Here is a 14,045-nt window from a genome sequence, read left to right on the forward strand (position 1 = left end):
CGCACCGTCCGCGGCCGTCCCCTCGACGGCAAGCGACACGCCGCCCACCGTCTCGAGAGAGTGAGCCTTCTGGATCGTCATCAGGTGTCCCTTCTGGTGAAGTTCCCACCTAATTCATGACACTCCCGCATGCGTCTCGCCGGAGCGGAGACACGGAGCTCGCCCCGGGGTGTCGACGAGCTGCAAACGGATTGTGGACGGCCCTCGCCAGACTGAGTGCGTTGTGGCAAAGGGAGTCCCTGTTCGATGAGCAGGGGCTTCTTCGCGTGCGGGGCATGATCGCGGAGGGGTAGGGGCAGGCAGCGGGCGGCTTGCTGTGGATCGAGGAGGTCGCGATGCCGTCGGTGCTGGGGTTGATGGAACAGCGTGAGGCGCGGGCGAGGCAGGATCTGGAGTCCTGGACGGAGGTCTTGGAGCAGGCTCAGGCGGAGGTGGATGCCGCGCGGGAGCGGGTCGAGCGGGCCCGGGTGGGGCGTGAGGAGCTCGTGTCGGTGCTGGCCGGGGAGAGCCCGGTGAATACGCCGGTTCCGGTGCCGTCTGGTGGGGAGATGGCTGTCGCCGTGGGATCGAGCGGCCCCGGTGCGGGGCATGGCGAGAGGCCGCCGGTGTGGCGGTCGGGCATGGGCGAGGAGGTGCTCAGCGGCCTGTATCGGGAGGTGTTCGCCGCGGTGTTGGTCGCTTCGGGGCCGGTGAACGGGGTGGAGCTGACGCGGGCGGTGGGCCGGGAAGCGGAGATCAAGAACGAGGTGGAGAAGATCCGCCACCGTGCCTACGTGCTGGAGAAGCGGGGCTGGCTGGTGCGGGCGAAGGACGGACGGTTCATGCCTGAGCCCGGAGCAGTCGGCCGGGACGCTTCTCCGGCCAGCGCGGAGCGTCTGCGGCCAGGCGCCGGGACAGCCTGATCACGGCGGCCCACCACACCATCTGGGCGTGGTGGTCGGGGCGGCGTTCGTGGTCGCGGTTGAGGCGGCGTGAGCGGGAGAGCCAGCTCAGCGTCCGCTCCACGACCCACCTGCGGGCCAGTACGACAAATCCGCGTTGTCCGTCGGAGCGGCGCACGACCTCGGTCCGGACTCCGTGACGGGCGAACGCCTTCGCCGGCGCCGGACCCTGGTAGGCACTGTCGACCCACACCAGTTTCAGCAGCCGGCCCGGCTGCTGCATGAACGTCTCCAGCAGTGCGGGGGCGGCCTTGGAGTCGTGCACATCGGCCGTGGTCACGGTCACTTCCAGGAGCAGGCCCTCGGTGTCGGTCAGGATGTGACGCTTGCGGCCGTCACGTGACTTGCCGCCGTCGTATCCGCGGCTGTCCTCGCCGACGGTCTCGGAGGCGTCCACCGACTGACTGTCGATGACTCCCGCGCTGGGCTCGGCGCTGCGGCTGGCGCGCTCCCTCGCCGAACGTCGCAGGCGTTCGTAGAGTTCACGCGCATAGTCGTAGGCCCGCCAGCGGCGGAAGAAGTCGTAGACGGCCCGCCAGTAAGGGAAATCGACCGGCAGAGCCGTCCACTTCACGCCGTTGTCGACCAGGTAGCGCACCGCGTCGAGCATTGTCCGGTGGCAGTACGCCTCGGGGCGCCCGCCCCGTTTCAGGAGCCAGGCCGGCACCGGCATCGCGGCGCGGACCTCGACCCACTCCGCATCCGTCATGTCACTCGGATAGCAGCCTGCCCGCCGTCCCGGAGCGAGCGAACCGAACCGGTGCACGTAGCAGTCACACCCAGGGGTGACCGCGGTGGACGCATGCACAGAGATACTGCTCAACTGATCAGGCAACGGGCTTCCTTGGTGGTGCTGGTGTCGTAACCGCGTCACTACCAAGGGGCCCGTTCTCTCATGCCCGCGACCGCACCCGAACCTCCGTCCAGATGATCACCCGCGCCCGCATGCCTCGAACGAAATCTGGTTTGCCACAACGCACTAAGCGTCACACGCAGGCCGTCCTCGCCCTGGCCCGCCGCCGCGTCAACGTCCTCTGGGCCCTCCTACGCGACGGACGATGCTACGAACCCACGCCGCCCGTCGCCCTCGCGGCTTGACAAACGGCATTAGGAATCGATGTCACAGGACAACTGACCAGTTGACCCGTCTCGCTAAACGTGCGGCAGGGCAGTGCTCTGACCTCGAATGCCTCAGATTGTGCGAGACGCCGGGCGTACATCGGTCTCGTTCAACCTGAATAGGTCGTTCCTTCCTGCTGTATCTGGGCGCCGGTGTCGGCCCTAACCGGCTTCTGGTGCGCCTAGGAGAACTTGTACCCGGTGAAGTCGGCGACGTGGACGTATCCGATGCGCTGGTAGAGGGCGTTGCTCGTGGGGTTGGCCGGGTCCGCGAACAGGACGACGTCCGTGGCGCCCGCGGCCAGCGCGGCCCTGCTCACCTCGACCGTCACAGCGCCCGCGTAGCCGCGCCCCCGCAGGTGGGCCGGGGTGTAGACGGGGTCCACCCGGATCATGCCGCCGACGATCGAAGTCACGGCCGCCATGGAAGCAGGGGTGCCGTCCGGTGTTTCCCACAACGTGAAGTGTCGGTCGCCGAAGCGCGAGTCGGCCCAGGAGCCGGAGTCGATCAAGTCGATGGAGATCTGCTCCCCGACGTTGATGCAGAACTCACGGCACCAGCGCACGACTTGCTCATGGTCCTTGCGGCCCGCGATGCGACCCCGGCCCTCTGGGCGCGGCTGCGGTGGGGTGAGCGCACCGAGACGGTATAGATGAGTCCGCCAGAAGGGTACCGACGCTGCGCTCGTGTGCCGCTGCCATGCCTCGGCGAAAGCGGCGGCGGTGTCGTGGTCCGCGATGACGCCGGAGGGGGAATGGCCGAGGCCAGCCAGGTGAGTGGCGAGAGCGCCGGCCTGCTCGGCAGAGAGCGGGGTGACGCTCAGGTATCCACGCGGAGTGCGATAAAAGATGGCACGGACCTCGCCTCCTGACTCCAGTCGGCCGAAGACGGTGGCTTCGGCACCGTGTGCGTCCGCCCCGCGTGTTCGCAGTTTCTCGATGTCCGTCAGGGGCGTGTTGTGCAGGGCAGGCCGCGAGCGCAGGAAGTCTCCGGCTCGGGCGAGGAAGTCGTCGACGTCGTCGGTGAGTTGCCAGTCATCCGGGCGCATGCTTCATGATCCCGGATGGATTGATCGAGACGCCTCACCAGATGCCCGACATTGAGCGAGACGTACGGGCGGATGCCTCACGAAGACCGGGATTGCCTCAACTTCGCAGAGACAGGTCAGCCCTTCACGGTCTTCCTCATCACGCCCGAAGTCTTCGCCACCAGCCGGTTCCCAATCTGGGAACCGGCCATGACCACCCGAACCGACGACGTCGTGTGGTCGCTTCAGTTGGCCAGTGAGCACTCGAGTTGACCACAAGCTCAAGGCGGTGCCATCGCTGTGACTGACGCGCGGCCGCCCGATTCGGGTGGACCTTGCGAGGCCCACCCGAATCAGCAGAACGGTCGGAACTCCTTGAAATTGGGCGTCGGGCGGGGATCGGGCAGCCGGTAGGCGCCGGTCCGCGGCCGACCACTGGCCGGGTCGGTGGTCCCGTCGGCCAGAGCGCCCGGCATCGGACGCCACCCCAGATTGGTCGCGAAGTACGCCACGGCAGCGCCGACCGATGGCCACCAGACATCGTCGAGCAGCACGATGCCGCCAGGTCGGACGATCTCGCCCAGGAAGTGGAGGTCGACGAACACGTTGTGGAAGTGGTGGCTGCCGTCGACGAACGCTGCGTCCGCGGCGAAACCCGCGTCGGCCAACCGGGCAAGGAAGCGCTGCGATGGTTCGGTCACCAGCTCGGCGATGTCGTCCAGGCTGGCGCTGCGCAGCAGCTCCCACCCGACACCGTCGTACGCCGTGTACTGGAACGGGTCGATCACCACATGCCGAGGATTCCGTGAACCAATGCGCAGCAGCGCCTCGCCGATGGCCAGCGCCGAGCTGGCATAGGCGAGCCCGATCTCGACGACCGTGCCGACTCGCTCTTCCACCAGAAGGTCAAGTACCTGATCACAGTCGCTCTCCGGCAGCGTGACGGTGGCGAAGTCCGGACCACCATCGGGACTCCGCGGCGGCCCGTGCTTGGTGAGCTCGCGACGTACGGCGGCCACTCGATCCGGCCACTCGCCTCCGACTCCGCCCGGTTGCACGATCGAGTTCACCAGCCACACTCCTTCTGGCTAAGGGCACGGGACATGGTCAACTGTGACACTCAGAGCGGCCAACTGAAGGGTTCTGACCGTTCTTCCGGATGCTGTTGGTGATCTTCACTCGGTGGGGTGAAGTCTGCCGATCGTGGCTGTGTTGATGTCCTCATGGTGCTGCGCTGGTGGGAGCGGGGCGGTTTCGGCGGTCGGAGGGGTGACCGCGGTGGCAATGGGTGCGGTTTCGGGGCGGGTGATTCCGCCGTTGACGGTGCGGATGGCACGCGCGAGTAATCCTCGTGGCACGGCCGCGATGTGGGTGCGTGATCGGCTGGACGGCCTGTTCACGGATGGCGATTTCACCGCCTGGTATCCGGCGGACGGACGGCGTGGGCTGTCGTCGGCTCCGATGGCTCTGGTGTCGGTGCTGCAGTACGCGGAGAACCTCACTGACCGGCAGGCGGCGGACGCGGTTCGCTGCCGCCTGGACTGGAAGTACTGTCTGGGCCTTGAGCTGGACGATCCGGGATTCGACTTCACGGTCCTGAGCGAATTCCGCGGCCGGATGGCCGAAGGCGACCGCGCGGACCGGCTCTTGGCGCTGGTCGTGGACCGGCTCGCAGAAGCCGGGCTGGTCAAGCGGCGGGGACGGATCCGGACGGATTCCACCCACGTGCTGGCGGCGGTGCGCCATCTGAACCGGGGTGAACTGGTCGCTGAGACGCTGCGCTGTGCTCTGGAGGAACTCGCGCTGCAGGGCGAGACGTGGCTGGCGGCTCTCGTGACTCCTGACTGGGCGGACCGGTATGGCCGGCCGGTGCGTTATGACCGGCTTCCCCGCGGCAAAGACGCATTGCTCGCCTGGGTGCTGCGGGTGGGTGAGGACGGGCTGCACATCCTGCGCGCCGTCTATCACGACGATGCTCCGCCTGGCCTGCGGGAGTTGAGGTCGGTGCAGGTCCTGCGGCAGGTCTGGGTCCAGCAGTACTGGCACGACGAAGCGGGCCAACTCCGCTGGCGGGCGGCGAAGTCGACCCGTGACCGGGCCAGCCGGAGGGCGATGGAACAGAGGAACACCAGCAAGACCTCAGCAGACGGCCGGCCGGATCCTGCTTCAGCACGGGTGCCGTGGTCCACGATGGAGATCGTCACCCCGCACGATCCCGAGGCCCGTTACAGCCAGAAGGTCACCGCGGCTGGCCAGCGCGACTGGATCGGCTATCGCGATCACCAGACCGAGACCTGCGATGAAACGAGTCCCAACGTCATCGTCCAGGTCGTCACCCGCCCGGCGCCGCAGCAGGACATCGATGCCCTCGACGACATCCACCGACAGCTGACCCGCCAGGGCTTTCAGCCCGTCGAGCACATTGTCGACGGCGGCTATGTCACCCCGGACAGCATCCACCAAGCGGCCATGACCTGGGATATCCCCTTGCTCGGCCCGGTCCGCGAGGACCCACATGCCGCCCAGCGGCCGGGCTTCACGAAGGAGGACTTCCACATCGACTGGGACAACCGCACCCTCACCTGCCCGAACGGCATCACCAGCCCGCCCTGGAAACCCACCTTGGGCGACGGGCATCCCCGGCTGTCCGTCCTCTTCCCCCGCAAGGCATGCCGGGAATGCGACGACCGCGTGAAGTGCACCGGCAATGTCGACGGCAAAGGGCGCCACATCCTCCTGCTGCCCGAGCCCCAGCAGAAGATCCAGTCACAGGTCAGGAAAGACCAGAAGACCAGCAACTGGCAGCGGCGCTATGCCATCCGCGCAGGCTGCGAGGCCACTGTCTCAGAAACGGTCCACGCTCATGGCCTGCGCCACTGCCGCTATCGCGGCCTGGCAAAGACACACGTCCAGCACGTGCTCACAGCTGCTGGAACCAACATCGTCCGACTCAGCGAATGCTTCCCGCCCGGCACCACACCGGCTTCTCCGCCACGACCACCCAGCCACTTCCAGCGGCTCTGCCAGAGGCTAACGACCTAGAGATCACCAACAGCATCCTTCTTGTGATCCTGTGACGTAGTGTTACAAGCCCTTCGACGGTTGACCGTTCGTGTGATTGCAGCGAGCTCTGGAGCACCTGCTCCCGCTTCCGCACCGACCGGACCATTCCATCGCGCGCAGCGCCTGTCATCCGATGAGCCTGTGCAGTACAGGGACGGCGGCTCCGGTGGCCACAGCGCCGGCGAGGACCGACGCAACCGAAGAGTTGCCGTCCAGGTAGGTGAGTCCGCCAACCAGCACGCCGAGCAGGACTCCGATCAGCAGGACGAGCGCGCTGTGCACGCTCAGCAGAGGCGATGCCTCGGCCGAGGCCGACGCCGATGCCGATGCCGATGCCGATGCTGCCAGCTCTGGTCCGGTCGGGTCAGGGGTGTGAGCCGGCGTCGGTCCCGGTTGCGAAGTCACCATGTCTCCTTGAGGTGTTGGGGGCTAAAGTGCCGATTCATATGTCGGAGGGGTGGCACGATCCCACGGAGAAATCTCTGAGACGGTCTCTGCACATCAGCCACAAAGGATCTTGAAGTGGCCCGTGGGACCGCAGCGAACTCGGCACATAGAAGTGGTTCACCGAGTTCCGAACCAATCGGGGCGAGTTCACGCAATGACGGAAAGGCACTGGGATGGGCGGCGAGGATGAGGACAGTAGGTCCGCGGACCCGCGTTTGCCCCAGGATGATCCTGAGGCAGATGTCCCCCTCGTCCGGCAGCAGGGGGACCAGCAACTGCTGAAGGCTCTGGCCAACGAGGGCTTCGCCGGTCCGCGGTACGTCCGCTTCAGGGAGGAGCTGGCCCGCTACGGCATCTCCGTACTGCAGGCATGGATGTGCACCGGCTGGGTGTTCACCCTCACGGCCCGGCGCGGCTTCGACCTGTCGCCGACAGACTCCGAGCTGGCAGAACTGGCGCAGAACGGCGAGTTGAGGTGGGACCTGGCGACCATGACCGTGGCTCTCACTCTGCCACGCTTCCGTGACCAGGCGCTGGTAGGCGGCAGATGGCAGCCCACCGCTGGTGCAAGCATCGCCACGTATTTCATGGGCGCCTGCCTGAACGTCTTCCCTAACGAATACCGAAGCCATCGAACAGCGGCAAAGAGGTGGAACCGGGCCCGAGACCTGTCGGCGACCTGGGCAGCTGAACCGCACGGCGACATCGACCCCGTACTGGCGAGCCTGCATGCGGAGGAGAAACTGCGTAGCCTGGATCCACGTACCAGGGTGATCGTGGTATTGACCCTCCAGGGATACGCGCAGCAGGAGATCGCGGAGATCCTGAACATGTCCTCCGCGAAAGCGGTCGAAGGGGTGCTGTACCGCTTGCGGCAACAGACAAAGTTGGACAGAAAGGGGGAAGGCGATGTCTAGCGACACAACTGAGCTCCTCGGTGCAGAGCCGCCCGCCTTCCACGTCCTCCAGCACACGCTCGACATCCGGCCGCACAGTGTCGGGGACGGCCAGTCATCCGGCACGGACAGCGAGTTCGAGACTCTGCTCGAAAACTCGTCATTGGGCACCGACGGTGCGCGACGCCTGCGCGAGCGCACCCCGCTCACCACCGCACGCTCGGTAGCAGGCGAAGGCCCACAGCAGCGGTCCGTACCGCGCGCGGATCTCGTGGACATTGCGGGGTCGAACGACGAACGCCTGCGCGCCATCCTCAGAGAAGCCAGGTTCGTTCTCTTCGACTTCGACGGACCGATCTGCCGACTGTTCGGGGGCCACCCGGCACAGCAGGCCGCAGAGAGCCTTGTCAACTTCCTCGAATTGCAGGGACTGATCGGATCGCGGACGCCGAAGGAGTTCACTTCTGACGATCCATACGCCATCTTCCGCGCGCTCGCCCTCCAGAGCCCGGACAGCGACCTGGTGTACGAGCTGGAAGAGCGCCTCACCCAGGAAGAGCTGCGTGCGGTATCTCAGGCCATGCCCACCGCCTACGCCGATCCGCTCCTCCGCACCTGGAACGCACGCGGAGCACGTCTGGGGGTCTGCACGCCCGTCTCCTCACGGGCAGCGCAGTCCTACCTCGCTTCCCGCCGCCTGGCCGACTGCCTCGCTGCACCCGTCTTCGGCCGCAGGTACCAGCAACGCCTTGAGCCCATTCCGTACCGTATCGACTACGCCATGGCCACGATGGCCGCTCGCCCCGACTCCACCGTGATGATCGGCAGCAGCCCGGGAGCAATCGAGGCCGCTCGACAGGCGGGTATTCCCTTCTTCGGCTACGGGCGCCGCGAACGCGTCGAAAAGGAGCTGTTGGCCGCTGGCGCCACATGCACCGTGTCCTCACTCGAACCCGTGCTGCGTATTGTGCGAGACGCTGTCTGATCGCACTCGAACCACACCGTCTGCCGCCCCCGGAACGGGGGGGGCGGCTCCCCGCCTGTCCGCTACCCCGTCGAACAGGACCAGCCTGACCCTCGCGCGGGACGGGCGGCCGACGCGCGTAGGGCTCTGATTCACCTCCTGTGTGCCGGTGACGGGCAGCCACGGGCAGCTGGAATGATGGCCGTTCGTGTGATTGCAGCTTGTTCTCGGCGGTCTTCGGCCATCTGGCGTCTGTGGTGGTCGAGGAGGTCGTGGTGGACGATGCCGTGGTGGTCTTCGCGGCGCGGACCGCTACCCGGGAGGCGGCCTGCCCAGGCTGTGGCCGGGTGTCCGCGCGTGTCCACGGCGGCTACCGGTGGCGCCTGGCCGACCTGGCGGTGGCCGGTCGGAGGGTCGTGATCGACTTGGCGGTGCGGCGGTTCCGGTGCCGGACGGCGGAGTGCGGACGCCGTACGTTCGTCGAGCAAGTGGACGGGCTCACCGAGAGGTTCGCGCGGCGCACATCGTCCTTGCGGTGGACGTTGGAGAAGATCGCGCTGGCCCTGGCGGGGCGCCCAGCGGCCCGGCTGGCCCGGCATCTGTCGATCCCCGCCAGCGCGAACTCCATGCTCAGACTGGTGCGCGGGCTCCCGGACAAACAGCCCGACACCGCACCGCGCGTGATGGGGTGTGGATGATTTCGCGTTCAGGAAGGGCCACGTCTACGGCACGATCATCGTGAACGTGGAGACAGGCGAGCCGGTGGATGTGCTGCCCGACCGCACCGCGGACACGCTCATATCCTGGCTGCGTGACCATCCCGGCGCCGAGATCGTGTGCCGGGACAGGGCCAGCGCGTACGCCGAGGCTGTCCGCACCACCTGCCCCGACGCCATCCAGGTCGCGGACAGGTATCACTTGTGGATGAACCTGTGCGAGGCCGTCGAGAAGTGCGTCGCCGAACACCGAAAGTGCCTGGCCGAGCCCGCCCTGGCCTCCTGCGACTGGGTCCGCAAAGGGCTGCCGCTGTGTCTGATCGGCGACTCAGGCACAGGCAAGTCGCACCTGCTGATCTCGCTGGGCACCGAGGCCGCGATGGCCGGCTTCCGGGTCAAGTACGTCCTGGCCACCAAGCTCGTCAACGAACTCGTCGAGGCCGCCGACGAGAAACTGCTGACCCAGACGATCGCCCGCTACGGACGGGTCGATCTTCTCTGTATTGACGAGTTGGGCTATATGGAGCTGGACCGGCGCGGAGCCGAGCTGCTGTTCCAGGTTTTGACCGAGCGCGAGGAAAAGCGACCTGCCCGTCACCGCCGAGTCGCTGCTCCGAGCCGGTCCCTGGGCAGCGGTGAGAACACGGCTGCCCAGGCCCTGGAGCCGTTTTCCCTACTGGAGACCCGCCTGCGCTGAACGCTGCCTCCCTGCGGAACGCGGTCGGCGGCGTCGACGCCGTCGTCCTCACCCACGGATCCGGCGGCGACTCCCGCCGGGACGCCCGTGCGCACGTCGACTACGGCGGCGTACGCAACATCCTGCGCGCTCTCGACGACGCCCGGCCGCGCGTGGCGCTGATGATGTCCATCCACGCGACGCGCAGCGACATCCCCGGTGCCACTCCGTGGAAGCGGCGCCCCGAGCGTCTTCTGCGGGCCAGCGGCTTGCCCTACACCATCGTCCGACCCGGCTGGTTCGACCACGCCGGCCCGACGCAGCGGCGCCTCGTCCTGGAGCAGGGCGGCACCGCCGACGGGGGGATCGCCCGCGACCAGATCGCCGAGACGCTCATCCGAAGCCTGCTGACGGACACCGCGTTGGGCAAGACGTTCGAGCTCATCGCCAACGAGGGCGAAGAGCCGTCCGACTGGGCGGGCTCTTCGGCGCCCTCAAGACCGACGAGTCCGGCTCCGTGGACGGCGTGTTGGACCCGGCCGACCTTCCCGTCGAACCCGAGCCGCGGACGGTCCGTGCGGATCTCGATGCCGTCCGTTCTCTTCGCGGAAGCAGCGAATGACAGCGGGTGGATTCGGCACGGGCAGGGCGAACCGGCCGCGCCACGGCGAGGCACGCTCTCTTCGCAGCGTACTTTTTGGAGGAGCCACCATCATGACCAGCGTCCGGATCACGGGCTGTTCCACGTCATCGCTAAGCAGAGTGGCGCCGGAAGTCACCAAGTGACCTGCCGCGACCTCCCCCTTTGCTGTCGTGGCGCCCCTTTCGGCCTTCCGGCCTGGGTGATCATTCGGCACGCCCGGGTGGACCGGTTCAGCCTGCCCGGCAGAACGGGGCCTTGCCCATGGCGGACTCGATGCCGCCGAGGATCAGGTTCTGGAACTGTTCGGCCCCGGGGAATGAGCCATCGGCCGAGAAGGCCTTGGCGTCATGGCCGAGGGTGGTGAGCCAGGCGCGTCCGCCGTCGTAGTACTGGCACCAGGCGACCGGGTGGTGTTTGCCATGTCCGGGGTGACCTTGGTTGCCCGTGACGCCCTCGGCGAGCGTGGATGCGTCGACGGAGGCCAGGAGACGGACCTTCGAGGGGGCCGGGACGAGGTTGTACCACTCGTCGGTGAAGTCCCAGCGCGTCGGGAGATCTGAGGTGGAAGAGTCGTGGCGGTCCTGGACGACGACCGTGCCGGGCTGGTTGGGGCCGTGGTCGTAGAAGTTCGCGCCACCCAGCAGGCCTTCGTACCAGGGCCAGTTGTACTCCGTACCGAAGGCGTTGTGGATCCCGACGAAGCCTCCGCCGCCGCGGACGTACTGACGCAGGGAGGTCTGCGCGGCGTCGTCGAGGGTGTCGCGGCTGGTCGAGTAGAAGACGACCGCGTTGTACCGGAAGAGCCGTGAGGGTGTGGAGAGTTGGGTGACGTCTTCGGTCCAGTCGACGGTGAAGCCGTTCTCCGTGCCCATCTTGACGAGGGCGTTCTGCACCACGTTGGTGTCGGCGAGCGCGGGGTTGACTCCGGTGCCGAGTGCGGGGCCGAGGTTCGCGTGGCGGGGGCCCGCGGTCCGGGTGTAGAGGAGCACTCGGTAGCCGTCGGTGGCCGGGGAGAAGTTGCCCCAGTCGTGGTAGCACTTGGGGCTGGTGCCACGGCAGACCCCGTAGTCGGGGTCGCCGAGCTCCCTGGCTCCGGCTCCGGTGGGTTGGCCCGCACCTTGTCCTGGCGTTTGGTGTTGGAGGCCGAAGAAGGCGGCCAGGGCGATGAGGAGCGTGGCGCTGACGGCGGCCAGTACGGACACCGTCATACGTGCTGTACGTGCTCTGGGCGTCATGACGGCCGGTCCTCTCACTGGACGACGATCTTGCCGGTGGACTGGGGGAAGGCCGGGTCGTTGTAGAAGTACTCGCCGGGCTTGCTGAAGGTGTACGTGTACGACTGGCCCGGCATCAGCAGCCCGGTGTCGAACTCCGCGTCGAAGAACGCCACCGCGCCGTGCGCCTGCTGGTTGCCGGCGGGATTGGTGAAGGTGACGGTCGTGCCGGCCGGGACCGTCAGGTGCTGGGGTGCCATGGCGTTCTGGGCGACCGTGTTCTCGGTGGCGCCGGGTGTGCCCGTGGCGGTGTTCCAGACGCGGCCGAGGGTGATGGTGTTGCCCGCTGTCGCACCGGTGACGGCGGCGGTCCGGATCTGGTTGCGGCGGGACGGCGGGGTGGGTGCGGGGGCCTGTTCGACCTTGGCGCCGAGCTTGAACGCCCAGAGTCGGTCGCCCCGCGGGATGTCGGGGAAGGGGAGGCCGTTCCCGCCGGCGAGCACGGCGACGTACTGCTCGCCGTCGATCTCGTACGAGACCGGGATGGTGTTGACCCCGGCGCCGCACTGCCAGGTCCACAGGGTCGTTCCGTCGGTGTCGTCCATCGCTTCGAGCACGCCGTCCGGGCGGCCCTGGAAGAGGACGCGGCCCGCGGTGGAGAGGATGCCGTTGCCGTGGGCCAGCGACCAGGGGCCCTCCTTGCGCCAGGCGACCGTGTTGGAGCGGGGGTCCACCGCGACCAGACCGCCGCCGAACAGTTCACCGAGGGGGCGGGCCGTGTTGACGCGGCCGCCGCGGGTGTTGGAGTAGGAGGAGTTGACGAGGCCGTAGCCGACGTAGACGTGTCCGGTTTTGGGGCTGAAGGACGGGAAGCCCCAGTCGGCTCCGCCGCCCGCGCCCGGGAAGATGATGGTGGCCCGGTCCCAGAAGACGGTGTACAGGCCGCCTGCCGGGTAGAAGGGCACGGGCCGGGTCGTCTTGTCGAACTCCGGGTACGGGGAGACGAAGGGCTTGCCGCCGGGGAAGGGCTGGGTGGGTGAGGTCTTCTGCAGGGCGTGCTGTGGGACCGGCCGCTCCTCCATGCCGTGCACGGCCTCGCCGGTGCGGCGGTCGAGGATGTAGTACCAGCAGGTTTTCGAGCCGTAGACGACGACCTTGCGCCTCCTGCCGTCGATGAGGAGATCGGCGAGCACAGGTGCCATGACGTTGTCGGCGTCCCAGATGTCGTGGTGGACGGACTGGAAGTGCCAGCGCCGCTTGCCGGTCTTGGCGTCGATGGCGACGATCGAGTTGGCGAAGAGGTTGTCGCCGCCTCGCGAGGATCCGTCCGTACGGGGATACGGGTTGCCGAACGTCCAGTAGACCAGGCCGAGTTCGGGGTCGACGGCCGGGTGGATCCAGGGGACCGCGCCGCCGGTCTTCCAGGAGTCGCCTTCCCAGGTGTCGTGCCCGAACTCCCCCGGTCCCGGCGGGCCCCAGAAGGTCCACACGACGTCGCCGGTATCGGCGTTCAGCGCGTATCCGCGGCCGCGTGCGCCGGCGGTTGAGCCCTCGGTGCCGATGTAGATCAGGCCGTCCCAGTGGACGACCGCGCCTGCCAGTCCCCCGCTGTTGCCGCCACACTGGCCGCTGTCGTTGTCGCAGCCGTCGTCGCCGCCGTTGTCGTCGACGATAAGCGGCTTCTGCCAGCGGATCGCTCCGGTCTTCTGGTCGAGGGCGTAGACGATGTTGGCGCCCGAGATGGTGAAGACCTTGCCGTCCGCGACGGCGACGCCGCGCATGTTGGTGGTCTCGGTGCCGAGGTTGGCCTTCCAGATCACCTCGCCGGTCCTGCCGTTGACGGCGAAGACGTTCTGCTGGGTGGTCTCGACGTACAGCACACCGTCCTGCACGACGATCGTGCACTGCTGGTACGCGCTGGTGGAGCCGCCCTCCAGGTTGATGTGCCAGGCGCCGCCGAGCCTCTTGATGTTCTGCGGCGTGATGTCGCGGAGCGTGGAGTGGTTCTGGTTGCCGTAATTGCCGCCGACCTTGGGCCAGTTGGCGCCGGTGGTGCCGAGTGCGGCGGACTGCGGGGGCACGGGGAGCGCCAGGCCGGAGGACGTCTTCGAGGCGGCGTTCGGGGCCGCTTCGGCGGGGGATGTCAGGGTGGGGACGGTGGCCGCGCTGCCCGCCGCGGCTGTCAGGAGGAAGGTGCGTCTTTCCATCGTTCAGTTCCCTCGATTCGATCAAGGTCCGCTAGATGGTCCGCGCAATCCACAGAATGGGTTCGCGTGATGGGAGGTCACGTTAGGGACGGCTGTACGTCCGTGACAAGACACGCGGCAGGGGATTTTCG

Annotated in this window: 11 protein-coding genes and 3 pseudogenes; 8 read left to right on the forward strand and 6 right to left on the reverse strand. The window is 67.5% G+C overall.

Going from position 1 to position 14,045, the window contains the following annotated elements:
- The first annotated feature begins 335 nt into the window (after nucleotides 1–335).
- Complete coding sequence (locus ACTWQR_RS51455; RefSeq protein ID WP_443234268.1) at nucleotides 336–902, forward strand: hypothetical protein; 567 nt, start codon at nucleotides 336–338, stop codon at nucleotides 900–902.
- Here the strand turns inward: ACTWQR_RS51455 and ACTWQR_RS51460 are convergent.
- The 3 genes from ACTWQR_RS51460 to ACTWQR_RS51470 form a co-directional block, all read right to left on the reverse strand.
- On the reverse strand, nucleotides 820–1,650 hold the full coding sequence (locus tag ACTWQR_RS51460; protein ID WP_443234269.1) for an IS5 family transposase: 831 nt from the start codon (nucleotides 1,648–1,650) through the stop codon (nucleotides 820–822). The genes ACTWQR_RS51455 and ACTWQR_RS51460 overlap by 83 nt on opposite strands.
- 592 nt (nucleotides 1,651–2,242) lie before the next feature.
- Nucleotides 2,243–3,109: a GNAT family N-acetyltransferase gene (locus tag ACTWQR_RS51465; protein ID WP_443234270.1), complete on the reverse strand. Its 867-nt coding sequence runs from the start codon at nucleotides 3,107–3,109 to the stop codon at nucleotides 2,243–2,245.
- 332 nt (nucleotides 3,110–3,441) lie between these two features.
- The gene (locus ACTWQR_RS51470) at nucleotides 3,442–4,158 is read right to left on the reverse strand and encodes a class I SAM-dependent methyltransferase (protein ID WP_443234271.1); all 717 of its coding nucleotides are present in this window, start codon (nucleotides 4,156–4,158) and stop codon (nucleotides 3,442–3,444) included.
- A gap of 199 nt (nucleotides 4,159–4,357) precedes the next feature.
- Between ACTWQR_RS51470 and ACTWQR_RS51475 the strand changes: the two genes are divergently transcribed.
- A complete protein-coding gene (locus tag ACTWQR_RS51475; RefSeq protein ID WP_443234272.1) occupies nucleotides 4,358–6,130 on the forward strand; it encodes an IS1182 family transposase in 1,773 nt (590 codons plus the stop codon).
- 147 nt (nucleotides 6,131–6,277) lie between these two features.
- On the opposite strand, the gene ACTWQR_RS51480 is transcribed toward ACTWQR_RS51475, so the two are convergent.
- Nucleotides 6,278–6,559, reverse strand: a complete 282-nt coding sequence (locus tag ACTWQR_RS51480) for a hypothetical protein (RefSeq protein ID WP_443234273.1) — start codon at nucleotides 6,557–6,559, stop codon at nucleotides 6,278–6,280.
- A gap of 254 nt (nucleotides 6,560–6,813) precedes the next feature.
- Here ACTWQR_RS51480 and ACTWQR_RS51485 point away from each other — a divergent pair, with 254 nt between their 5' ends.
- The 6 genes and pseudogenes from ACTWQR_RS51485 to ACTWQR_RS51510 all read left to right on the forward strand — a co-directional run.
- Nucleotides 6,814–7,515, forward strand: a complete 702-nt coding sequence (locus ACTWQR_RS51485) for an RNA polymerase sigma factor (RefSeq protein WP_443234274.1) — start codon at nucleotides 6,814–6,816, stop codon at nucleotides 7,513–7,515.
- On the forward strand, nucleotides 7,508–8,479 hold the full coding sequence (locus tag ACTWQR_RS51490) for an HAD family hydrolase (RefSeq protein ID WP_443234275.1): 972 nt from the start codon (nucleotides 7,508–7,510) through the stop codon (nucleotides 8,477–8,479). The genes ACTWQR_RS51485 and ACTWQR_RS51490 overlap by 8 nt, the downstream gene beginning before the upstream one ends.
- Before the next feature lie 200 nt (nucleotides 8,480–8,679).
- On the forward strand, nucleotides 8,680–9,156 hold the full coding sequence (locus tag ACTWQR_RS51495) for a transposase family protein (protein WP_443234276.1): 477 nt from the start codon (nucleotides 8,680–8,682) through the stop codon (nucleotides 9,154–9,156).
- 46 nt (nucleotides 9,157–9,202) lie between these two features.
- Nucleotides 9,203–9,379, forward strand: a pseudogene (locus ACTWQR_RS51500) (transposase); the annotation flags it as partial.
- A 69-nt stretch (nucleotides 9,380–9,448) separates the two neighbouring features.
- A pseudogene (locus tag ACTWQR_RS51505) lies at nucleotides 9,449–9,757 on the forward strand (ATP-binding protein); the annotation flags it as partial.
- Between the two features lie 125 nt (nucleotides 9,758–9,882).
- A pseudogene (locus tag ACTWQR_RS51510) lies at nucleotides 9,883–10,197 on the forward strand (NAD(P)H-binding protein); the annotation flags it as partial.
- Nucleotides 10,198–10,723: 526 nt separating this feature from the next.
- Here the strand turns inward: ACTWQR_RS51510 and ACTWQR_RS51515 are convergent.
- Together ACTWQR_RS51515 and ACTWQR_RS51520 are read right to left on the reverse strand one after the other, a co-directional pair.
- Nucleotides 10,724–11,728: a ThuA domain-containing protein gene (locus ACTWQR_RS51515; protein ID WP_443234277.1), complete on the reverse strand. Its 1,005-nt coding sequence runs from the start codon at nucleotides 11,726–11,728 to the stop codon at nucleotides 10,724–10,726.
- 14 nt (nucleotides 11,729–11,742) lie between these two features.
- Nucleotides 11,743–13,914, reverse strand: coding sequence for an outer membrane protein assembly factor BamB family protein (locus tag ACTWQR_RS51520; protein ID WP_443234278.1), 2,172 nt, complete (start codon nucleotides 13,912–13,914; stop codon nucleotides 11,743–11,745).
- Between the last annotated feature and the right edge of the window lie 131 nt (nucleotides 13,915–14,045).

The sequence above is a fragment of the Streptomyces sp. 2A115 genome (assembly GCF_052245575.1).
GTDB lineage: Bacteria > Actinomycetota > Actinomycetes > Streptomycetales > Streptomycetaceae > Streptomyces.

Excerpts from the sequence above, each read along its gene's own strand:
- ACTWQR_RS51480 (WP_443234273.1), bottom strand. The coding sequence starts at position 6,559 with ATGGTGACTTCGCAACCGGGACCGACGCCGGCTCACACCCCTGACCCG.
- ACTWQR_RS51490 (WP_443234275.1), top strand. The coding sequence starts at position 7,508 with ATGTCTAGCGACACAACTGAGCTCCTCGGTGCAGAGCCGCCCGCCTTC.
- ACTWQR_RS51465 (WP_443234270.1), bottom strand. The coding sequence starts at position 3,109 with ATGCGCCCGGATGACTGGCAACTCACCGACGACGTCGACGACTTCCTC.
- ACTWQR_RS51515 (WP_443234277.1), bottom strand. The coding sequence starts at position 11,728 with ATGACGCCCAGAGCACGTACAGCACGTATGACGGTGTCCGTACTGGCC.
- ACTWQR_RS51520 (WP_443234278.1), bottom strand. The coding sequence starts at position 13,914 with ATGGAAAGACGCACCTTCCTCCTGACAGCCGCGGCGGGCAGCGCGGCC.
- ACTWQR_RS51455 (WP_443234268.1), top strand. The coding sequence starts at position 336 with ATGCCGTCGGTGCTGGGGTTGATGGAACAGCGTGAGGCGCGGGCGAGG.
- ACTWQR_RS51460 (WP_443234269.1), bottom strand. The coding sequence starts at position 1,650 with ATGACGGATGCGGAGTGGGTCGAGGTCCGCGCCGCGATGCCGGTGCCG.